At 70.9% G+C, this 22,717-nt stretch carries 9 protein-coding genes and 1 pseudogene; 4 read left to right on the forward strand and 6 right to left on the reverse strand.

The genetic code is table 11. The features are described 5' to 3' along the window. Positions 1–163: 163 nt before the first annotated feature. Positions 164–2,053 (reverse strand): AAA family ATPase, encoded by a 1,890-nt coding sequence (locus ABD329_RS44750; protein WP_344317978.1) that lies wholly within the window; start codon positions 2,051–2,053, stop codon positions 164–166. A 399-nt stretch (positions 2,054–2,452) separates the two neighbouring features. After that, positions 2,453–3,082 (reverse strand): uridine kinase family protein, encoded by a 630-nt coding sequence (locus ABD329_RS44755; protein WP_198278184.1) that lies wholly within the window; start codon positions 3,080–3,082, stop codon positions 2,453–2,455. A 170-nt stretch (positions 3,083–3,252) separates the two neighbouring features. Here ABD329_RS44755 and ABD329_RS44760 point away from each other — a divergent pair, with 170 nt between their 5' ends. Further along, the gene (locus tag ABD329_RS44760; RefSeq protein ID WP_198278185.1) at positions 3,253–4,671 is read left to right on the forward strand and encodes a peptidase C39 family protein; all 1,419 of its coding nucleotides are present in this window, start codon (positions 3,253–3,255) and stop codon (positions 4,669–4,671) included. A gap of 75 nt (positions 4,672–4,746) precedes the next feature. Here the strand turns inward: ABD329_RS44760 and ABD329_RS44765 are convergent, their stop codons facing one another. Beyond that, the gene (locus tag ABD329_RS44765; RefSeq protein ID WP_198278186.1) at positions 4,747–5,379 is read right to left on the reverse strand and encodes an HhH-GDP family DNA glycosylase; all 633 of its coding nucleotides are present in this window, start codon (positions 5,377–5,379) and stop codon (positions 4,747–4,749) included. 63 nt (positions 5,380–5,442) lie between these two features. Next, positions 5,443–5,637: pseudogene (locus ABD329_RS44770) on the reverse strand (transcriptional regulator); the annotation flags it as partial. 872 nt (positions 5,638–6,509) lie between these two features. On the opposite strand from ABD329_RS44770, the gene ABD329_RS44775 reads away from it, so the two are divergent. Further along, on the forward strand, positions 6,510–8,801 hold the full coding sequence (locus ABD329_RS44775; RefSeq protein WP_246618590.1) for a putative bifunctional diguanylate cyclase/phosphodiesterase: 2,292 nt from the start codon (positions 6,510–6,512) through the stop codon (positions 8,799–8,801). A 30-nt stretch (positions 8,802–8,831) separates the two neighbouring features. Here ABD329_RS44775 and ABD329_RS44780 read toward each other — a convergent pair whose 3' ends face one another. Both ABD329_RS44780 and ABD329_RS44785 read right to left on the reverse strand, forming a co-directional pair. Then, positions 8,832–9,188, reverse strand: a complete 357-nt coding sequence (locus ABD329_RS44780; protein WP_198278187.1) for a DUF779 domain-containing protein — start codon at positions 9,186–9,188, stop codon at positions 8,832–8,834. A 148-nt stretch (positions 9,189–9,336) separates the two neighbouring features. Further along, complete coding sequence (locus tag ABD329_RS44785; protein ID WP_198278188.1) at positions 9,337–10,539, reverse strand: cytochrome P450; 1,203 nt, start codon at positions 10,537–10,539, stop codon at positions 9,337–9,339. A gap of 227 nt (positions 10,540–10,766) precedes the next feature. On the opposite strand from ABD329_RS44785, the gene ABD329_RS44790 reads away from it, so the two are divergent. Beyond that, positions 10,767–15,479 carry an amino acid adenylation domain-containing protein gene (locus tag ABD329_RS44790; protein WP_344317980.1) on the forward strand — a complete coding sequence of 1,571 codons (4,713 nt, stop codon included), beginning with the start codon at positions 10,767–10,769 and terminating at the stop codon, positions 15,477–15,479. Next, a partial coding sequence (locus ABD329_RS44795; protein WP_344317979.1) for an amino acid adenylation domain-containing protein occupies positions 15,476–22,717 on the forward strand: 7,242 nt, incomplete at its 3' end. The genes ABD329_RS44790 and ABD329_RS44795, both read left to right, overlap by 4 nt.

Genomic DNA, 22,717 nt, shown 5'->3' on the forward strand with positions numbered 1-22,717 from the left:
CCTCAATCGCCGGACGGGCTGAAATCAGCCCGTCCGGCGCTTGAGGACACGCCCGAAGGGCGTCCGGGGTCCAGGGGGCGGAGCCCCATGGTTCGGGAAGGGGCGGGTAGGGGAGCAGCCCGCCGCAGGCGCAACCCCACGCAGGCGCAGCCCCACGCAGGCGCTACCCCAAGGGCGGGTCCTGCGGATCGCGGTACATCGGACCGCGCCCCGACAGGACCTCCCCGTACGCCTGCATCAGATCCGGCAACCGCAACGTGGCGAGGTCGTCCCGCGTAGGCGTACCGCTCCACCCCGACAGCCGCAGATCCCGGTAAGCGCAACTCTTCTCGTACAGCGTGCGCAGAAACCGCCCGTTCCCCAGCTCGTCGATCCAGCCCTGGTCCACCACATGGCCGCTGATGCTGCGCAGCTCCTCCACGGCCTCCTCGTCCCACACATCCCCGTTCTCCGCCGCCAGCACCTCACCGATCCGGGTGAGCTCCAGCGGGCGGTAGCTGGGGAAGTCGACACGGGTGGTGAAGCGCGAGCCGAGACCGGGGTTGGCGGCCAGCAGCCGGTCCATGCCCTCGGGGTAGCCGGCGAGGATCACCACCAGCCGGTCGCGGTTGTCCTCGGCCCGCTTGAGCAGTACCTGAAGCGCCTCGTCGCCGTACGCGTCGCCCTTGCTGTAGCCCGAGTTGGACAGGCTGTACGCCTCGTCGACGAAGAGCACCCCGCCGAGCGCCGAGTCGATCAGCTCATTGGCCTTCACCGCCGTCTGGCCCAGATACTCGCCGACCAGATCGGCGCGCCCGGCCTCCACCAGATGGTCGCCGCCGAGCAGCCCGAGGGCGTAGAAGACCCGGCCGAGGATGCGGGCCACGGTGGTCTTGCCGGTGCCCGAGGGCCCGGAGAAGACGAAGTGCCGCTTGGGCGGCTGGACCGGCAGGCCCTGCCCGGCGCGCAGCCGCGCCATGTGGAGCTGCGCCGACAGCGCCCGGACCTGCCGCTTGACCGGTTCCAGGCCGACCATGCGCTCCAGCTCCTGGAGCGCGCTCTCCAGCAGCACCGGATCGGAGGGGCCGGGCTGGGCGGGCAGTCCGGCCCGGTCGCGGGTGCCGCCCGCGCCCATCACGGCGGGGCCCATCAGCGGCGGACCCTCGGGCCCCTCGCTCGCGGCGCGCGGATCGCGGCCGTCGGACAGCGTGTCGGCGGGGTCGGCGGCGGTGGCGTCCCGGCCGTCCGTGGCGTCCTGACCACCGGCCCCGGCCAGCGATACGGCGGCGAGGTCCGCGGGCTCGTCAAGACCGTCGGACTCGGCTATCGCCGCCAGCCGGGCCGAGGTGTCCATGAAGGTGGAGTCGATGCGGTGCACCGCGCGGTAGAGGGGGAGCGCGGCCGCGCTGCGCCCGGTGCCCTCATGGGCGCGGGCGAGCCAGTAGCGCAGCTCCTTGCGCTGGGGCTGTTCGCTGCGACAGCGCATTAAGGCGGCGGCGAGCAGTGGTTCGGCCTGGCTGTACATCTCCAGCCGGACCCGCGCCATCCCGGCGAACAGACCCGCCTCGATGCCCAGGAACGGATCGTCCAGCAGCGGCTCGGTGTGGCGGACCAGCTGCTCCCAGTCCTTGACCAGATAGGCGCGGCAGGCGTGCAGGAAGCGGGCCTGCGGATCGGCCTCCACCGGGGGGCAGCCGGCCAGCGCCCGGTCCAGCTCGGGCACATGGCGCCCGTCGAGCCAGTGGGAGGCGTGGGCGAGCAGCAGGTCCCGGCTGGTCTCCAGCACGGGCTGCACCCACCAGCCCAGCCAGTACCAGGAGTTGAGGGTGCGGCGGTGCCGGGCGCGCTGCTCGCCGAAGCGGTCGCGGTGCCGGTACATCCGCAGCAGCGCCGCCGCCGTGTCGGCCCGCAGCGCGTGCAGCCCGAGCCAGGCGTCGGCCATTCCCGGATCGAGCCGGGTGGCGGCCCGGAACTCCTCCTCGGCCTGTGCGTACGCGCCCATCGTGTAGGCATCGACGGCTCGCAGCCAGGCGAGGTCGGCCGGGGCGTGCGAACCCTGCGTGCCGAAATCCATCACGTCCCCCACAACCCCTGCCCCCGTGGATGCCGCAGGGGCGACTGCCCCTTTCGCATCGTACCTGCGCAACTCGCATGGGCCGAGGGTGCCGCACTGTTGTTCGTCGCAATCCCACAAGGCCGGACGGGTGTGCGCGGGGGCGTGTAAGGGGCGCACAAGGTCTGGGGAGGGTCGTCACCCAGAGTGAGGAAGTGGCCGCGCAAAGCAGCGGAAAACCGGCGCCAGACAGGACGAAGCCCCCGATCACGGGGGAACAACCGGGGGCTTCGCGTTGTGGGACGACTCGTACGAGTCGCACATTGAGAACGTAAGACCTGTATGGGCCCCAGGTCAAGCCGAGTTGGAGTACGCGTCATGCCTCGGGCGGCGGGGTCAGGCCCGGTCGGGGACATCGGCTCACGCTGTGTGAGGCCAGGGGGTGTCTCCGTCGGTCGCCGCGGGTCCCGGTAGCACCTCATACCCCTCCTTCCGCTGCTGTACCAAGGCTCCTGCGTACGGGCGGGACGGGTCGGCGGTGAAATGCGCGCGCTCGGCGGGCAGCCATCCGTCCCAGAATGCGGACAGCTCCGGGCCGTCCCGCAGCTGACCGCGGTGCCAGGAGTCCCGCGCGGGCAGATCCATCCACAACAGCTGCGCCAGCCGCGGGCGCACCGCGCGGCGGCCGCTGCCCACGCCCTCCAGCAGCACCACCGGCGCGGGGTCGAGCCGCCGCCGGGCGGTGCCGAAGCGGCGCTCCACCCAGTCGTACGGGGCGTAGCGCGCGGCCGCGCCCCGGGCCAGCGGGGCGAGGACGTGGGTGTGCAGCCGCTCGGCCCAGCCGAAGAGCTCCTCATGGGTGGCGAAGTCGTCCGTGTGCAGCACCGGCGCGCCGCCGAGCGCCTCGGCCAGCCGCCCGGCGAAGGTGGTCTTCCCGGACCCCGCGTGGCCGTCCACCGCGATCAGCCGGACCGGGCCGCAGGACGGCGGCAGTGCGCGCAGGCGCCGCGCCAGCGCGTCCAGGCCGCCAACCGGTCGGTAAGTTCGCATCGGGGACCACCATACGGCCCTTCGGGCTCGTTCACTCCATTGGTTCACACCAATATTGATGCGGCGGGCGCTGGGGGAATCACTGGCCTGAGACCACTCGCAGCGGCCATAGTTGTGCGACTGTCGCACCCGCCGCCCACTGGACCGGACGACGACTGGGGGAACCCCGCATGACCAGATCTGGATCCACGCCCCGCCGCTCCGTGCTCGCCGCCGCACTCGGCGTCGCGGGCGCCGCCGCCGTCACCACGACAGCCGCCGCGGCCGCCGGAACGGCCCGCCCCTCGGCGACCGGGACCTCGGGAGCCCCCGGGGACGCCGTGGCCCCGGCGGGCTCGAAGGCCAAGCGGATCGCGGAGTACCACGGCTGGACCAGCCACGCCGACTGGCTGGCCGGTGCCGCCGAGGGCGTCCGCGCCGAGTCCGGCGCCCGCCCCGGCATCGTCATCTCCCGCCCGCTGGGCAGCGTGGACTACACCGATCCGCACACCGGCACCAAAGCCGCCTGGGAGTACGCCACCTGGACCTCCCCGGTGCGCACCCTCTCCGTGCCCGCGACCGAGGCCATCGTCTCCTGGAACGCCCGCACCCCGGCCGGCACCTGGATCCAGATCGAGCTCAAGGGCACCTACACCGACGGCTCCGCGACCCCCTGGTACGTGATGGGCCGCTGGGCCTCCGACGACGGCGCCTCCTCCATCCGGCGCACCTCGGTGGACGACCAGAGCGACGACAAGAGCTCGGTGTGGACCGACACCTTCTCCATCGACGACCCGGCGAGCGGGCTGCGGCTGGCGAAGTACCAGGTGCGGCTCACCCTCCACCGCAAGCCCGGCACCAAGCTCACCCCCACGGTGTGGCGGGTCGGCGCGATGGGCTCGGACGTCCCCGACCGGTTCGAGGTGCCCGCCTCCACGCCGAGCCTGGGCAAGGGGCGCGAACTCGTCGTACCGCGCTACTCGCAGGAGATCCACAAGGGCCAGTACCCGGAGTACGACAACGGCGGCGAGGCGTGGTGCAGCCCCACCTCCTCGCAGATGATCATCGAGTACTGGGGCCGTAAGCCCTCCGCCAAGGACCTGGCCTGGGTCAACCCGGACTACGCCGATCCGCAGGTCTGCCACGCCGCCCGGTCCACCTTCGACTACCAGTACGAGGGCTGCGGCAACTGGCCGTTCAACGCCGCCTACGCCGCCACCTACCGCGATCTCCAGGGCGTCGTGACCCGGCTCGGCTCGCTCAACGACGCCGAGAAGCTGATCGAGGTCGGCATTCCGCTGATCACCTCGCAGTCCTTCCTCAAGACCGAGCTGGACGGCGCGGGGTACGGCACCTCGGGTCATCTGATGACCGTCATCGGCTTCACGGCGGACGGCGACGTCATCGCCAACGACCCGGCCTCGGCCGACAACGACGCGGTCCGCCACGTCTACAAGCGGCGGCAGTGGGAGAACATCTGGCTGCGGACGAAGCGGTACAACGCCGACGGCAAGGTGGTCTCGGGCACCGGCGGCGTCTGCTACCTCTACTTCCCGGCCAAGCCCACCGCCGCCCAGCGGCGGGTGCTGACGGAGCTCGGCATCCGCTGAGGACGGCCGCCGCGGGCGGGCCGCCAGGCCCGCGCCCTGCCTGACCGCCCTGCCTGACCGCCCTGCCTGACCGCGTTACGCCGCCGCGCGCACCTCGCGCGCGGCGTCCGCGTGCAGCGCGACCCGGACCAGGGCGGCGGCCAGCCGGGGGAGGTCCTTTTCGGCCACCAGCCCCTCCAGCGACCGCGCGCTCTTCGGCAGCCCGACCCGCTCGGCGCCGTCCAGCGCCTTGCTGTCGAAGTACGGGGCGAACTCCGGCCACACGCCCTGCACCTCGCGCAGGAAGATGTTCACCCCGGCCGGCCCGATGCCCTTGACCCCCTGGAGCAGCTTCTTCACGTCCCCGGCCGCGCGCAGCCGCCGCAGATCGCCCCCGTACTCCCGGTTCACCAGCTCGGCCGCCTCGCCCAGCTGGCTGGAGGTCCGCTCGTCATAGCGCCGGTAGCCGCCCTCGCCCAGCGCGTCCACCCGCTGCTGCCAGGTGGCCTCCGCCATCCGCCGCGAATCGCGCATCCCGGCGTCGAAGAGGGCGCGGGCGGCGGCGACGGCGATGTCGGAACTGATCCGCGCGGACAGCAGATGCGCGAGCACCAGCAGCTGGTAGAGGGGGCCGGGGGTGTCGCGGAGCTTGATCCCGGCCTCGGCGGCGAAGGTCGTGCCCTGCTGGTCGAGCAGAGCCTGCGCCACACTCTTGTTCTTGTCGCTCATTGCCCATCCCGCCTCGTGGTGTGGTGCCGTTGCGTCGCTCACGGGTGCCCGGCGGTGGCCCGCTCACTCGGGGCCGCTCCGCATGATCTTCCAAATGCGGGTGGCGACCTGGAGGTTGAGCCTGCTGTCCACATCCGCCAGAACGCGTCCGCCGATCTCGCGGATGCGCTGGAGCCGATAGGAGTACTCGCGGAGGGTCTCCACCAGGTCCGTGTGGCGCCGGGTGCCGTAGTCCAGCAGCGGGCCCAGCCACGGCCGCGAGCCCGGTGATCCGGTGCAGCGCCGTCCCGTCCGGCCAGCTCCCGCACCTGCGTGTCCAGGGCCTCGGTGACCCGCTGACCGCCGTACGGACAGCGGACCAGGCCCGCGCCGAGCCGTAGGTAGCCCGCCTCGGCGCGGCCGGTGCCGAGCGCACAGCGGCGCAGCAGTGGTTCCCGGGCGACACCTGGTGGGGCCATGGGTCACTCCGTGCGTTCTTGTGTGTCCCGTGCGTCGTCGTGCCTCCTTGTGGAGATCCTGTGGCGGAGTACCCCTATTCACGGCAATTCATCGCATGCGGGCGAAAAGACCGCACGGATTTCGGTCCACGGGGCGGAGAGGCGGGCGTATGGGCCCGGGGCGCCGCTGTCCCGGCCGCGGAGACCGGGTGTGACGTTCAAGCGCGGCGGACGTGATGGATTTCCTCATTCGACTGCCCCCGGGCGGGGTTGGCGCACCGCCAGAACCGGCTTCCTGAAGGGGTTTCGCCTAGGCGATTTCAAAGGCCCGCCCTGTGGAGGCCCAAGGTCAGCGCGGGGTTCGGGCCGTCGGCAGGTGCCTCTGACAGGTGCCCGACAGCCCCCGGCGGGGCCCCTCTCCATGATCAGATCCGGATTGGAGATTTCCGTTTTTCCTTTCCTCATCGAACGGTTGATCAGTAATCTCGCCTCAGCAGCGGGTTGCCGTGCCGCTCTTCGTCGTGCTCCACTTCCCCGAGGACGCGGACGACCCGAGGGCGGCCCCGGAAGCCGGAAGAGGGCGAAGGAAGTGCAGGACGTGGACTGGCGGCCGCAGGGCATCGACGCCACAGGCGAGGACACGGCGGGCTACAGGGACACAGCCCATGGCGGCTGCCCCGGGGAGCGCACGATATGACTTCCGAATCGGGCGGGCCGAGATGTGACCGCGGCGCAGGGGACGCCGCCGGGCACCCCGCCCCCGGGGAGAACGATCCGCTGAGGCGATTCGCGGGCATCTGGTGCCGGGCCGTCCACCCACTGGCCGCCACCACGATGACCCCCGACGAGTTCGAGGGCTATCTGCTGCCGCTGGCCCACCGGTTGAGCGCCGCCCTGCGCTCCTCCCCCTTCGACACCGAGGCCGCGTACGAGGTCGGGGCCGCGCTGGTGGACGCCCAGTGCACCGAGCCCGACGCGCTGCCCGCCATCCTGGGCGTCATCGACGCGCATCTGGTGTCCTGCTCGCCGCCCGGAGCGCCGCTCTCCCGAGCGCCCCTATCCCGGCCGCCCGGTGAATCGTTCCCCGGGCCATCCGGTGAATCGTTCCCGGACCCGTCCGACGAGCCCACCCACGAGCCCCTGGCCGACGACGAGGCGCGCGCCCGCTGTGTGCGGCTCCAGCACGCCCTCGCCGCCGGATTCGTCCGTGAGCTGCGCGAGCGCGAGCGCGATGAGCAGGAGGCCATCTCACGGGCCGCGATGGTCGCCCGGACCGAGGCCGAGAAGGCGCTGCACGCGAGCGAGGCCAAGTTCCAGGCCGTCTTCGAGGGCGCGGTCATCGGCGTGGGCATCGCCGGACTCGACGGCGAGGTGCTCGTCGTCAACGACGCCATGGCCCGGATGTTCGGCGGGATGGACTTCTTCCGCCCCGGCCGCAACGTCACCGAGTTCGTCCACCCCGACGACGTACCCGGCGCCCATGAGCTCTACCGCGAACTGGTCAACGGGGAGCGCGACCACTTCCGCATCGAGAAGCCGCACTACCGCGACGACGGCAGCGAGCTGTGGACCAATCTGACGGTCACCCTGCTGCGCGACTCCAGCGGCGCCCCGCAGTACCAGCTCGCCCTCGCCGAGGACATCACCGAGCACCGGCGGCTGCGGGAGCGGCTGCGCTACGAGGCCACCCACGACGAGCTGACCGGACTGCCCAACCGCACCCTCTTCCTGGAGCGTCTGGACCAGGTGCTGGCCGCCGACGCCGACGCCGAGCGGTTCGGCGTGTGCTACTTGGACCTGGACGGCTTCAAGGCCGTCAACGACAGCCTCGGCCACGCCGTCGGCGACCGGATGCTCGAGGCCGTGGCCGAACGCCTCCAGCGCTGTGTGAAGGCCCCCACCGAACTGCTCGCCCGGGTCGGCGGCGATGAGTTCCTCGCCCTGGTCACCGGCCCCGCGGCGCAGGCCGACGGCGCCGGGCTGGCCCGTCGGATGCTCGCCGCGCTCGCCGAACCCGTCCGGATCGAGGGCCGTGAGCTGCGGGTACGGGCCAGCATCGGCGTGGTCGACGGCCGGGCCGGGGAGATCGAACGGGCCGAGGTGCTGCGCAGCGCCGACATCACCATGTACCGGGCCAAGGCCGCGGGCGGCAATCGCTACGAGATCGCCGACGCCGACTCCAACGCCCGGGTGATCGCCCGTCACAGCCTCACCAACGGGCTGCCCTCCGCCCTGGAGAAGGGCGAGTTCTTCATCGAGTACCAGCCGCTGGTACGGCTCACCGACGGCACCGTGCGCGGCGCCGAGGCGCTCGTACGGTGGCTGCACCCGCTGCACGGGGTGCTCGGCCCCGACCAGTTCATCCCGCTCGCCGAGGACACCGGGCTGATCGTCCCGCTCGGCCGCTGGGTGCTGGAGCAGGCCGCCCGGCAGGCGCGCGAGTGGCGCGACGCCGCCGAGGACGACGAGTCGCTGCGCGTCAACGTCAACCTCTCGCCGTGCCAGCTGAGCCACCCCACGCTGGTCTCGGACACGGTGGCGGTCCTGGAGAACGCCGGGCTGTGCCCCAGCGCGCTGTGCCTGGAGGTCACCGAGAACGACCTCATCGGCGCCGACGAGACCGCCCTGCGGCCGCTGCGGCAACTCGCCGACCTCGGCGTGGACATCGCCCTCGACGACTTCGGCACCGGCTACTCCAACCTCTCGTATCTGCGCCGGCTCCCGGTCTCCCAGCTCAAGCTGGACCGTTCCTTCACCCGGGGCATGCAGCGGGCCCCGGCCGATCCGGTCGACGTCAAGATCGTCGAGGGGATCGTCTCGCTCGCGCACACGCTGGACCTCGCGGTGACGGTCGAGGGCGTGGAGACGGCCGTACAGGCCGAGCATCTGCGGGGCCTGGGCTGTGACACCGCGCAGGGCTGGTACTACGCACGGCCGGGCCCGCCGGAGCGGCTGCACACGCTGGCGCTGGCCGACGCGAGCTGAGGGCGGCGCGCCGCGCTGAGCCCGCCGCGCTCAGCCGGTCGCGTCGTCCAGCAGCCGTGAACGGATCAGGAAGCGCACACCCTCCGGCGCCTCCAGGGAGAAGCCGCTGCCACGGCCCGGCACCACATCCACCGTGAGATGCGTATGGGCCCACAGCTCGAACTGCGAGGCCGACATCCAGAAGCCCACCGGCTCCTCGACCCCGTCCACCTCCAACTCCCCGAGCAGCACATCCGACCCACCCGTACGGAACTCACCGAGCGGATAGCACATCGGCGCGCTGCCGTCGCAGCAGCCGCCCGACTGGTGGAACATCAGCGGCCCGTGATCCGCCCGCAGCTTGCGGATCAGCTCGGCCGCGGCCGGTGTCAGCGCGATACGGTCCATGGACGCTCCCTCTCCGTCATGCTGGTCATGCTCACCGAGCGGTCAGGGGTCCGGCTCAGGGAACCCCCGGCCACGTTGCGAGAACGTTGCCCTCACCCCGTGGTGCTCACCCCGTCGCCCTCACCACGTTGCCATCAGGGCGTCCCCCTCACCATGTCACCGGCAGCTCGCGCAGCCCATAGGTGTTCTTGTCCGTACGGACGTGGATCTCGTCGAACGGAACGGCCGGCCGCAGGGCGGGAAACCGGTCGAAGAGCCTGGCGTACGAGCAGCGCATCAGCGAGCGGGCCAGCTGCTGCCCGAGGCACTGGTGGATGCCGTAGCCGAACGCGGCGTGGTGGGCCGCCGGGCGGGTGACGTCCAGGGTGTCGGGTGCCGCGAAGTGCTCTGGGTCGCGGTTGACCGCGGGCAGCGCGAGGGTGACCGAGTCCCCAGCCTTGATCAGGGCGTCGCCGACCCGGACATCCTCCAGGGCGGTACGGATGGGGCCGAAGTGGGTGACGGTGACATATCGCAGCAACTCCTCCACGGCCGAGTCCATCACGGCCGGGTCGGCCCGCACCGCCTCCAGCTGCCCGGGGTTCCGCATCAGCGCGAGGGCGCCGAGGGCCAGGGTGTTGCCGGTCGACTCGAAGCCGGCGGTGAGGATGACCATGCCGATCGTGGCGGCCTCGTCCTCCGGCAGATCGGGCTCGGCGGCCAGATGCCCCAGCAGATCCTCCGCCGTCCCGGTCTTCTTCTGCCCGATCAGCTCACGGAACCGCTCATGGATCGCCTGGGTGGCGCGGGTGATCTCCTCGGCGCCGGAGTCGAGCTCGAACAGCGCCGACGATTCCTTCCGGAACCGCTCACGGGCCTCGTCCGGCACGCCGAGCAACTCCGTGAGGAGATCGAGTGACATCGGCATGGCGAAGTCGGCCACGAGGTCGGCCGGTGGCCCCTGCCGCTCCATCGCCGCCAGCCGCCCGTCGGCCAGCTGCTCGATCCTCGGGACCAGCCGGTCCATGCGGCGCACGGTGAAGTGGCGGGTGAGCAGCCGCCGGTAGCGCGTGTGCTCGGGCGGGTCCATGCGGTGGAAGACACCGGGCGGCACCGCACGCCGCGACTGCTCGGCCTCGGAGGAGATCGCCACCGGCATACGGGCCAGGTCGGCCCGGTTGCTGAACCGGCCGTCGCCGAGCACCAGCCGAGCGGCCGAATACCCGGTGACCAGCCATCCCAGATGGCCGTCGGAATAGCGCATACGGCTCAACGGGCCCTGTTCGCTGAGCCGTAGGAGTTCGGTGGGCAGTTCGAACGGACACCGACGCGTGGTGGGCACACCGGTGGGAATCGGAAGAGCGTCCGTCATCGTATCTTCCTCTATGTCCGGATCACGAGTCTTCGTGACCTTCTTCGCGGGAAGGGAAATATCTGAATGGCAGGATGGTGCCATTTGGCCCCTCGAGCCTGCTCGCGACTCTTGTAGCGATATAGCGGCGGGGTTAGACTCCCGATGCAAAATGACATGAGTATTTCGAAAGTAATTCGGCGCTGCTGCCCGGGAAGTGACCCGATATTAGGCAATGGGTGGTGCTCGTGCAAGACGGGGGAAAGAATGGCTCTCGCTGTCCTCAGGAGTCTCACTGTCTTCAGGGGTCTCGCTACCCGCTATCCGCTGCCCAGCGGGAGATATGGGTGGCGCAGCGGATCAATCCGGATGGCCTGCAATTCCAAGTAGGCCAGTATGTCGAGATTCAAGGGCCTCTCAATCCAGACCTTTTCGAATCGGCGCTGCGCCGGGCCGTCGCCGAGGCCGACACCCTGCACGCGCGCTTCCCGGACATCGACGGCGACATGGATGGTGGCATCGACGGCGACATCGACGGCGACATCGACGGTGTGCCCCATCAGGTGCTCGGCCCGCCCGGCGACTGGGCGCTGCGTACCCTCGACCTGAGCCACGGCCCCGATCCCCGGGCCGCCGCCGAACGGTGGATGCGCGAGGAACTCAGGACGCCGATGGACCTCGCGCACGGTCCGCTGTTCTCCTTCGCCCTGATCAAGACGGCGGCGGACCAGTTCGTCTGGTACCAGGGATATCACCACATCGTGACCGACGGGGCGGGCAGCACGCTCTTCGCCCGCCGGGTCGCCGAACTCTATACGGCATTCCACAAAGGCGAACCCGCCGGTGAGTCGCCATTCTCCTCACTGGCCGCCCTGCTCGGCCAGGAAGCCGAGTACCGGGAATCCAAGGAATTCGAACGTGACCGCGGGTACTGGTTGGAGCGTTTTGCTTCCCCGCCCCAGCCCGTGCGTCTCACCACCGAGCCCGGCACCGAACCCAGCGATTTCCTGCGCCACACCACCCTGATCACGGCTGATGAGGCCGACCGCCTCAGAGACGCCGCGCGCGCCGCCCGAACTCACTGGTCGGTGGTGTTGACCGCTGTTGTCGCGGTTTACCTGCACCGTTTGACCGGGGTGGAGGACATCACGCTCGGCTTCGCTGTTTCGGCGCGAAAGGATCCGATTTCCCGCCGTACTCCCGGAACGCTGGCCAACATACTTCCGCTCCGTGTGACATTGAGCGCCGCGACGACCTGGGCCGATGTCCTGCGACGCCTTTCCCGCGAAGTCCGCATGGCCTTGTCCCACCAGCGCTACCGGGGCGAGGACCTGGCCCGCGACCTCCATCTCACCGGGGGCGTTCCGGCCCTCGTGGGGCCCGAGGTCAACGTCATGTCGTTCGACTGGGACCTGGAGTTCGGCGAGTGCCGGGCCACCCACCACAACCTGGCCAACGGCCCGATCCCCGATGTGTCGGTCATGGCCTACGAGCAGCCCGACGGCGGTGTCCGTGTCGACCTGAACGGCAACGCCGACCGCTACGGCCCCCAGGACCTGGCCGACCACCAGCGCCGCCTCTTCGCCCTGTTGGAGGCGGTGATGGCGGATGCGGGGCGGTGTGTGGGTGGCGTGGAGTTGGTGTCGGTGGCGGAACGTGGGGCGTTGTTGGCGTGGGGGAGCGGCGGTGCGGGGACGGCGCCGGGGGCGCTGGGCGAGCGGATGGTGGGGCGTGGTGGTGCCGCCGTTGCGGTGAGGTGCGGCGAATCCGCCCTGTCCTATGCGGAGTTGGGGTCGCGGTCGGACCGGTTGGCGCGGTTTCTGGTGGGGCGTGGGGTGGGGCCGGAGCGGTTGGTGGCGGTGGCGATGGAGCGTTCGGTGGATTTGGTGGTGGTGTTGCTGGCGGTGTTGAAGGCCGGTGGCGCGTACGTACCCGTGGACCCCGGATATCCGGCGGAGCGGGTGCGGTTCATGGTGGCGGATGCCGGGCCGGTGTTGGTGGTGGCGTCGGGTGACGTGGCGGAGCGGTTGCCGTCGGTGGGCGTTCCGGTGGTGGTGCTGGATGACCCGGAGACGGCGCGAGAGGTGGATGAGCTGCCGGGTACCGCGCTGACGGATGCGGACCGTATGGCGCCGCTGCGTCCATCGCATCCGGCGTACGTGATGTACACCTCCGGCTCGACCGGCACCCCCAAGGGCGTGGTGGTGACCCATCAGAGCCTGGTCAACACCATCGCGTGGGCCGTCGAGACCCTGGGGACGCGAGCCCTCTCCCACGTGATGATGTCCACCTCGGCGAGTTTCGACGTATCCGCCTTCGAGCTGTTCGCTCCGCTCGCGTGCGGTGGACGTGTGGAGATCGTGGACGACGCCGTGGCCCTGGTGGGGCGGTTGCCCCACCGGCCGGAAGCGAGCCTGGTCAGCGGCGTCCCCTCGGCACTCGTCCAGGTCGCGAAGGCCATCGGGCCACGGGACTTCCCGGGCGTCGTGGTCTGCGCCGGGGAGGCCCTGTCGGGCCCGGCGGCCCGCGCCATCGGTGACGCCCTGCCCGGCTGCCGGGTGCTCAACGCCTACGGCCCGACGGAGGCCACGGTCTACGCGACCGCCGGGTGGTACGACGGCGAGGCCGATGGCGCCGCACCGATCGGTGGGCCGATCGCCGGTATGCGGGTGTATGTGGTGGATGGTGGGTTGGGTTTGGTGCCGGTGGGTGTGGTGGGTGAGTTGTATGTGGCGGGTGTGGGGTTGGCGCGGGGGTATGTGGGGCGTGCGGGGTTGTCGGCGGAGCGGTTTGTGGCGGATCCGTTTGGTGGGCCTGGGGAGCGGATGTATCGCACGGGGGATTTGGTGCGGTGGCGGTCGGACGGGTCTTTGGAGTTCGTGGGTCGGGCGGATGATCAGGTGAAGGTGCGGGGTTTTCGGATTGAGTTGGGTGAGGTGGAGGGTGCGGTGGCCGCGCATTCTTCGGTGGGTCGGGTGGCGGTGGTGGTGCGGGAGGACCGTCCGGGTGATCGGCGGTTGGTGGCGTATGTGGTGCCTGGTGGGGGTGGGTGTGATGTGGGGGTGGTGCGGGAGTTTGTGCGGGGGCGGTTGCCGGAGTTCATGGTGCCGGGTGTGTGGGTGGTGCTGGACCGGTTGCCGGTGACGGCGAATGGGAAGTTGGATCGGCGGGCGTTGCCGGTGCCGGAGGCCCGCAGAGCTGGTGCGGGACGTGAGCCACGTACGGCCGTGGAGCGGACACTGTGCGGTTTGTACGCCGAGGTGCTGGGACTGGCGCGGGTGGGGGCCGAGGACGGCTTCTACGACCTCGGCGGGGACAGCATCTCCACCATCCAGCTGGTCAGCCGGGCCAGAGCGGCTGGGCTGGTCATCACCCCGGCCGATGTGTTCGCCCACAAGACGGTGGCCCGGCTGGCGCACACCGCGACGCCCGTGACCGGTGCTGCCCGTGACCGGTCGGCCGATGTCCCGATCGGCGAGGTGACACCGACCCCCATCATGGAGTGGCTCCGTGAGCAGGGCGGCCCGGTCGACGGGTTCTGCCAGGCGATGCTGATGACCACACCCGCCGGAGCCGGTACCCCACGGCTCGCGGACGTTCTACAGGCACTTACCGACCACCACGACGCGCTGCGCCTGCGGTTGGCGGACCGCCCGGATGGGGCGTGGTCGCCCGAGGTGGCGACGGCGGGAACGGTACGGGCCGCGCAGCGAGTGCGCCGTATCGGGACCACCGACGGACGCCTCTCGGAAAGCCTGCTGGCCGAGCAGTTCACCGCCGCCCGTGGCCGCCTCGACCCGAGGGCGAGGGTGATGTGGCAGGCGGTGCACTTCGACGCCGGGCCGGGGCATCCGGGGCGGCTCCTGCTGGTCATCCACCACCTGGCGGTCGACGGCGTCTCATGGCGCGTTCTGCTGCCGGACCTGGCGGCAGCCTGGTCGGCGGTGGCGGCGGAACGGCCGGTGGAGTGGCAACCGGTCGGCACGTCGTTCCGCCGCTGGGCCGCTCTGCTGGCCGCCGAGGCGGACACGGAGGCCCGGGAGAGGGAGCTGCGCCACTGGGAGGAGGTCCTGGCCGGCGTACGGCCCGTGGTGGCGGGGCGGACCGGCGGCGACCGCGCCACCTTCGGGACCGCCGGAAACATGGTGTTGCCCATGCCCGGTGAGGACACCGAGCCGTTGCTGACCCGAGTGCCCGGGGCGTTCCACGCCGGTGTGCACGATGTGCTGCTCGCCGCGTTCGCCGTGGCCCTCGACGCGTGGCGGGAGCGCCATGGCCGGGGCGCCGCCGGTGGGCCCGTCGTGGTGGACGTGGAAGGACACGGCCGGTCACACCCCCTGGCCGAGGAGGTGGACCTCTCGCGCACCGTCGGATGGTTCACCGCCCTCTATCCCGTCCGGCTGGAACCGGGCCGGGTGGATCAGGAGGAGGTCCGGCGTGGCGGCCCCGCGCTCGGCCGTGCGGTCAAGCACGTCAAGGAGCGACTGCGGGCCCTCCCCGGCCAGGGACTCGGCTACGGGCTTCTGCGCTACCTCAACCCCCGCACCCGGCCACGCCTCGCCGCGCTGCCGACCCCCGACATCCGGTTCAACTACCTCGGCCGTATCGCGGCGCCGCGCGGCGCGGCACCGTGGACACCCGCCGGGGACGGTACGAGCGGGCCGCTCATGGCGGGAGCGGACGCCGACGCCCCGCTGCCCTACGCCCTGGAGCTCAACGCCGTCACGTACGACGGCCCCGACGGCCCGTGCCTCGTGGCGCACTGGTCCTGGGCCCGTGGGCCGCTCACCGAGGAGGAGGTGAGCGACCTCGCACAGACCTGGTTCACCGTGCTGAAGGCCATCACGGCGCATGCCGAACGCCCGGACGCCGGCGGCCGCACACCCTCCGACCTCCCCCTGGTGAACCTCAACCAGGACCAGATCGACCGACTCGAGGCAGCGTGGAGGAAGAAGCGATGACACAGTCAGGACTGCTCGACGTCTTGCCGCTGTCGCCCTTGCAGGAAGGGCTGCTCTTCCACGCCGTGCATGACGCCGATGAGGGGAGCGGTGGCGACGGATACACCGTCCAGATCGTCCTCCGGCTGGACGGGCACCTGCGCCCGGCCGTGCTCCGGGCGGCGGCCGAAACACTTCTGGACCGCCACCAGAACCTCCGCGCCGCCTTCCTGCACGAGGGCATGGACCAGCCCGTCCAGGTCATCCCCCGCGAGATCGAGCTGCCGTGGGAGGAGATCGACCTCACCGAAACAGCCGGAGCCGGAGCCGAAGCCGCCGGAGCCGGAGCCGCCGGAGCCGGAGCCGCCGGAGCCGGAGCCGGAGCCGAGCGCCGCGCCGCGTGCGAGCGGGTGCTCGAGGAGGAGCGAAACCGCCGGTTCGACCCCACCGACCCCCCGTTGCTCCGCTTCACCCTGATCCGTATCGGACCCGACCGCCACCTGTTGGCGCTCACCAACCACCACATCCTGCTCGACGGCTGGTCCTATCCCGTCCTGCTCCGTGAACTGTTCGAGCTCTACGCCCGGGAAGGCGACGACAGCCACCTGCCGCCGGTGACCCCCTACCGGGACTACCTCGCCTGGCTCGCGGCGCGGGACCGGGGGACCGCCGAGGAAGGGTGGCGGCAGGCCCTGGCCGGGCTCGAGGAGCCCACCCTGCTGGCCCCGGCCGCCGACCCGGCACGTCCGGCCCGGCGGGACCGGGTCGCACTGGAACTCCCCGGAGACCTCACCGCGCGGCTGGAACGCTGGGCACGCGACCAGGGACTGACCCTCGGCGCCGTCATCCAGGGCGCCTGGGCCATCCTGCTGCACCGCCTGACCGGCCGCGACGACGTCGTCTTCGGCATCACCACGGCCGGGAGGCCACCGGAGCTCCCGGGCGTCGAGAGCATGGTCGGACTGTTCATCAACACCGTCCCGGTGCGGATCACACTCGACCAGGACGAGACCCTGGCCACGCTGCTCGACCGGGTGCAGAAGGAGCACATCCGTCTCCTGGACCGCCAGTACACCGGCCTCACCGAGGTGTGCCAACTGGCCGGACACCCACGGCTCTTCGACTCGCTCGTCGTCGTGGAGAACTACCCGATGGACCCGGACGCGGTCTGCCCACCGGAAACCGGCCTCCGGGTGACCGACATCAGCGGCCACGACGGCACCCACTACCCGCTCGGCCTGGTCGTCTTCCCCGGCGGGACGCTGCGCCTTCGAGTGGACTACCGCGCCGATGTGTTCGACCCCGCCACGGTCGAGAGCGTGCTGCGGCGTCTGTCCGCCTTGTTGGAGGCGGTGGTGGTGGATGCGGGGCGGTGTGTGGGTGGCGTGGAGTTGGTGTCGGTCGCGGAGCGCGGGGTGTTGTTGGGGTGGGGCAGTGGCGGGGTCGGAACGGTGCCGTCGGGGACGGTGCCGGGGGAGTTGGGCGAGCGGGTCGCGGTGGTGTGTGGCGAGGCCGCCCTGTCATCCGAGGAGTTGGCGTCGCGGTCGGATCGGTTGGCGCGGTTCTTGGTCGGGTGTGGGGTGGGGCCGGAGCGGTTGGTGGCGGTGGCGATGGAGCGTTCGGTGGATTTGGTGGTGGTGTTGCTGGCGGTGTTGAAGGCCGGTGGCGCGTACGTACCCGTGGATCCGGATTTTCCGGCGGAGCGGGTGCGGTTCATGGTGGCGGATGCCGGGCCGGTGTTGGTGGTGGCATCGGGTGATGTGGCGGGACGGTTGCCGTCGCTGAACGTGCCCGTGGTGGTGCTGGATGACCCGGAGACCGTGCGTGAGGTGGCGGGTTGTCCAGATGGCGAGGTGACCGACGCGGATCGTCCGGCGCCGCTGCATCCATCGCATCCGGCGTATGTGATGTACACCTCCGGCTCCACCGGCACCCCCAAGGGCGTTGTGATCACACAGCATGCCCTGGTGGCGCTGGTCCGTGACAAGGCGTTCGACGGCAGTGCACACGGATGCGTGCTGGTGCACTCGCCCCTCGCCTTCGACGCGTCCACCTATGAGCTCTGGGTCCCCCTGCTGCGTGGCGGCAAGCTCGTTCTGATGCCCGATGGCCCGCTCGACACCGCCTCCATGGCCAAGGCGATCGCCGAGCATGGCGTCACGGGCGTCTTCGCGACCACGGCGCTGTTCAACAGCCTCGCCGATGAGTCACCCGACTTCTTCGCGAACGTCGAGGAGGTGTGGACGGGCGGCGAGGCCGCTTCCCCTGCGGCGGTGCGGCGGGTGACCGACATCTGCCCCGACACCGCCGTGGTGAACGCCTACGGCCCCACCGAGACCACGATGATCGCCACCTACCACCCGGTGGTGAGGGGCGGATCGGCCACCGATGTGATACCGATCGGCCGTGGCACGGACAGCACACGGGTGTATGTGCTGGATGGTGGGCTGGGCTTGGTGCCGGTGGGTGTGGTGGGTGAGTTGTATGTGGCGGGTGTGGGGTTGGCGCGGGGGTATGTGGGCCGTGCCGGGCTGACGGCGGAGCGGTTTGTGGCGGATCCGTTCGGCGCGGTTGGGGAGCGGATGTACCGCACCGGGGACCTGGTGCGCTGGGACGCGCACGGCCGGTTGGTCTTTGTGGGTCGGGCGGATGATCAGGTGAAGGTGCGGGGCTTTCGGATTGAGTTGGGTGAGGTGGAGGGTGCGGTAGCCGCGCATTCTTCGGTGGGTCGGGTGGCGGTGGTGGTGCGGGAGGACCGTCCGGGTGATCGGCGGTTGGTGGCGTACGTAGTCCCTGCTGGGGGTGGGTGTGATGTGGGGGTGGTGCGGGAGTTTGTGCGGGGGCGGTTGCCGGAGTTCATGGTGCCCGGTGCGTGGGTGGTGCTGGACCGGCTGCCGGTGACGGCGAACGGCAAGCTGGACCGGCGGGCGTTGCCTGCTCCGCGCGGTGGCGGTGGCTCGGAGTACAGCGCGCCCAGGGATGGGGCTGAGGAACTGCTGTGCCGCTTGTTCGCCGAGGTGCTGGGCGTGGAGCGGGTGGGGATCGAGGACGGTTTCTTCGATCTGGGCGGGCATTCGCTGCTGGCGACGCGGTTGGTGTCGCGGGTTCGGTCGGAGCTGGGGGTCGAACTGCCCGTGGGGGCGGTGTTCGAGGCGCCGACGGTCGCCCGACTATCCCGCCGGGTGGCCAGGAGCGCGGATCGGACGGGCCGGGAGCGGCCCGAGCTCGTGCGGTGTGATCGGCGGCCGGAGCGGTTGCCGGTGTCGTTCGCGCAGAGTCGGTTGTGGTTCCTGTATCGGTTGGAGGGCCGGTCGGCGACGTACAACATCCCCTTGGTGGTGCGGTTGTCGGGTGCGGTGGACGGTGAGGCGCTGGGGTGGGCGTTGCGGGATGTGGTGGGTCGGCACGAGAGCTTGCGGACGCTCTTCGTCGAGGTGGATGGGGTGGCGTGCCAGCGAGTGCTGCCGGTGGAGGAGGCCGACCGGCGGTGGCCGGGTCTGGAGACGGTCACGGTGGGCGGCCGGGCCGAGGCCGAGCGGGCGGTGACCGGCGCCGTACAGCACGCCTTCGCCCTGGAGGAGGAGCTGCCCTTGCGGGCAGTCCTGGTGCGGGAGACGGCGCCGGAGCCGGTATGCACATTGGCGTTGGTCGTGCATCACATCGCGGCCGACGGGTGGTCGCTGGGGCCGTTGTGGCAGGACGTGGCCGAGGCGTATGCCGCGCGGCGGGAGGGCCGCGCACCGGGGTGGCGGCCGCTGGCGGTGCAGTACGCCGACTACGCGCTCTGGCAGCGCCGGGCGCTCGGTACGGCCGATACGCCGAACAGTGTGATGGCCGCGCAACTGGACTACTGGCGCAGCCATCTCGCGGGCCTTCCCGAACAGCTCCCCCTGCCCACTGACCGGCCCCGTCCCCCGGTGGCCAGCCACCAAGGGCGCTGGATCGCGTTCGAGATCGGCCCCGAGACGCACGGCAAACTGGCGGCTCTGGCCCGCGAGGCCGACGCGAGTGTGTTCATGGTGCTACAGGCGGCCGTGGCGGCCCTGCTGACCCGTCTGGGGGCCGGCCCGGACCTTCCGATCGGCAGCCCCGTCGCGGGACGGCCCGACGAAGCGCTGGACGATGTCGTCGGCTTCTTCGTCAATACGCTGGTGCTGCGTGCGGACACCTCCGGCGACCCGTCCTTCCGGACGCTGCTCGAACGGGTCCGCGACACCGCCCTCGCGGCTTACGCGCATCAGGAGCTGCCGTTCGAGCAACTGGTCGAAGCGCTCAATCCGGAGCGCACGCTCGCCCGCCACCCACTGTTCCAGGTGTCCTTGGCGTTGCAGACCGCGTGGGACCAGGACTTCGCCCTCCCGGGCACCACAGCCACGCTGGAACGGCCGGAGGCACGGACGGCCAAGTTCGACCTGGCCTTCATGGTCAACGCACGCCAGAGTCACGGTGGGACGCACCCCGGACTCGACGGGGTGCTGGAGTACGCCGTCGACCTCTTCGACCGGGAGACCGCCGAGCGGCTCGCCGACCGCTTTCTGCGGGTGCTGGACGAGGTGGTGGCGGACCCGGACGCGCCGATCAGCCGCATCGACCTACTGGACGCCGCCGAGCGGCACCGGACCCTGGTGGCATGGAACGACACGGGACGGCCCGATCTGCCACGGCTGTCGTTCGCGGCGCTCTTCGAGGAGCAGGTGCGCAAGTCTCCCGACGCCCTCGCCGTGGAGTGCGGAGCGCTCCGGCTGTCGTACGCGGACCTCGACACCCGGGCCAACCAACTCGCCCACCATCTCACCCAGCGCGGTATCGGGCCGGAGTCGCGCGTGGCGCTGGCCTTCGGCCGTTCCGTGGACATGGTGGTCGGCACACTCGCCGTGCTGAAGACCGGCGCGGCGTACCTACCGGTCGACCCCGCCTATCCGGCGGAGTGGATCGCCTTCGTCCTGGCCGACAGCGCGGTGGGCGCGGTGGTCACGCGGAGTGCGTTCGCGGAGTCACTGCCGAGTGCGGCCGTCTCCACCGTGGTGACGGACACGCCGGAGACGACGTCCGACATCCGTCGGCAGCCGACCAGCTCCCCGAGGGTGTCGGTGCCCCTGACGGCCGCGGCCTACGTGATCTACACATCGGGGTCGACCGGGCGTCCCAAGGGCGTGGTGGTCACTCACTCCGGCATCATGGGGCTGGCAACGGCCCAGGTGGAACGGTTCGCTCTGGACCCGTCCGCGCGGATCCTACAGTTGGCGTCGCCGAGCTTCGACGCCTCCGTGATGGAGTTCCTGATGGCATTCGCCTCAGGGGGTGCGCTGGTCATTCCGGAGGGGGCAGGGGTTCTGGCGGGCGAGGAACTCGCCGGGGTGATCCGCCGATACGGGATCACCCATGCGTTGATCTCGCCGACCGTTCTGGCCGGTATGCCGACCCCCGAACTCCCCACGCTGCGAACGCTGTTGGTCGGGGGCGAGGCGTGCGGCCCCGAGCTCGTCGAGCGGTGGGCACCCGGGCGGCGGATGGTGAACGCCTACGGCCCCACCGAGGCCACGGTGTGGGCCACGGCGGGTGTCCTGGAGGCCCGACGCCATGCGTCGGCCGGTGCCGCGCCCACCATCGGGGTACCGGCCATCGGCGCCCAGGTGTACGTCCTGGACGAGTGGTTGCGACCGCTGCCGACCGGAGTGACTGGGGAGATCTACCTGGCCGGGGCGGGCCTGGCCAGGGGGTATCTGGGTCGTGCCGGGCTGACGTCGGGGCGGTTTGTGGCGGATCCGTTTGGTGGGCCTGGGGAGCGGATGTATCGCACGGGGGATTTGGTGCGGTGGCGGTCGGACGGGTCTTTGGAGTTCGTTGGTCGGGCGGATGATCAGGTGAAGGTGCGGGGGTTCCGTATCGAGTTGGGTGAGGTGGAGGGTGCGGTGGCCGCGCATTCTTCGGTGGGTCGGGTGGCGGTGGTGGTGCGGGAGGACCGTCCGGGTGATCGGCGGTTGGTGGCGTACGTAGTCCCTGCTGGGGGTGGGTGTGATGTGGGGGTGGTGCGGGAGTTTGTGCGGGGGCGGTTGCCGGAGTTCATGGTGCCGGGTGTGTGGGTGGTGCTGGACCGGCTGCCGGTGACGGCGAATGGGAAGCTGGACCGGCGGGCGTTGCCTGCTCCGCGGGGTGGCGGTGGGTCGGAGTACAGCGCGCCCAGGGATGGGGCCGAGGAACTGCTGTGCCGCTTGTTCGCCGAGGTGTTGGGCGTGGAGCGGGTGGGGATCGAGGACGGTTTCTTCGATCTGGGTGGGCATTCGCTGCTGGCGACGCGGTTGGTGTCGAGGGTGCGGTCTGAGCTGGGGGTCGAGCTGCCGGTAGGGGCGGTGTTCGAGGCCCCGACGGTGGCCGCGCTGGCCCGCAAGCTGGCCAGGGACGCGGTGGGTCAGGCGGGCCGCGAGCGGCCGGAGCTCGTGCCATGTGATCAGCGGCCGCAGCCGTTGCCGCTCTCGTTCGCCCAGAGCCGGTTGTGGTTCCTGTATCGGCTGGAGGGCCGGTCGGCGACGTACAACATTCCGTTGGTGGTGCGGTTGTCGGGTGAGCTGGACCGCGAGGCGCTGGAGCGGGCGTTGCGGGATGTGGTGGGTCGGCATGAGAGCTTGCGGACGCTCTTCACTGATGTCGAAGGGGTTGCCTGCCAGCGGGTGCTGCCGGTGGAGGATGCGGGCCGCCGGTGGCCAGGGCTCGAGACGGTCACGGTCCACGACCGTGCCCATGCGGAGCGGGCGGTGGCCGAGGTCGTACAGCACGCCTTCGACCTCGAGGAGGAACTGCCGCTGCGGGCAGTTCTGGTGCAGGACATCACCGGCCAGCCCCAACCGGTGTGGACATTGGCGCTGGTGGCGCACCACATCGCTGCGGATGGGTGGTCGCTGGGGCCGTTGTGGCGGGACGTGACGCGCGCCTATGCCGCGCGGCGGGAGGGCAGGGCACCGCAGTGGCGGCCGATGGCGGTGCAGTACGCCGACTACACGCTCTGGCAGCGCCAGGCCCTCGGTACGGCTGATACGCCGGGCAGTGTGCTGGCCGATCAGCTGGAGTACTGGCGCACTCATCTGGCTGGTATCCCCGAGCAGCTTCCGTTGCCCATTGATCGGCCGCGTCCTGCGGTGGCGAGTCATCGGGGTGCGACGGTGGCGTTTGTGTGGCCGGGGTGGTTGCACGGTGGGTTGGTGGGGGTGGCGGGTGCGGAGGGTGCGACGTTGTTCATGGCGTTGCATGCGGGGCTTGTGGCG

This window comes from Streptomyces javensis (assembly GCF_039525925.1).
GTDB classification, from domain to species: domain Bacteria; phylum Actinomycetota; class Actinomycetes; order Streptomycetales; family Streptomycetaceae; genus Streptomyces; species Streptomyces asiaticus.

Bases quoted from the DNA above. Each gene is read 5' to 3' on its own strand.
- ABD329_RS44750 (WP_344317978.1), bottom strand. From the start codon at position 2,053: ATGGATTTCGGCACGCAGGGTTCGCACGCCCCGGCCGACCTCGCCTGG.
- ABD329_RS44755 (WP_198278184.1), bottom strand. From the start codon at position 3,082: ATGCGAACTTACCGACCGGTTGGCGGCCTGGACGCGCTGGCGCGGCGC.
- ABD329_RS44760 (WP_198278185.1), top strand. From the start codon at position 3,253: ATGACCAGATCTGGATCCACGCCCCGCCGCTCCGTGCTCGCCGCCGCA.
- ABD329_RS44765 (WP_198278186.1), bottom strand. From the start codon at position 5,379: ATGAGCGACAAGAACAAGAGTGTGGCGCAGGCTCTGCTCGACCAGCAG.
- ABD329_RS44775 (WP_246618590.1), top strand. From the start codon at position 6,510: ATGACTTCCGAATCGGGCGGGCCGAGATGTGACCGCGGCGCAGGGGAC.
- ABD329_RS44780 (WP_198278187.1), bottom strand. From the start codon at position 9,188: ATGGACCGTATCGCGCTGACACCGGCCGCGGCCGAGCTGATCCGCAAG.
- ABD329_RS44785 (WP_198278188.1), bottom strand. From the start codon at position 10,539: ATGACGGACGCTCTTCCGATTCCCACCGGTGTGCCCACCACGCGTCGG.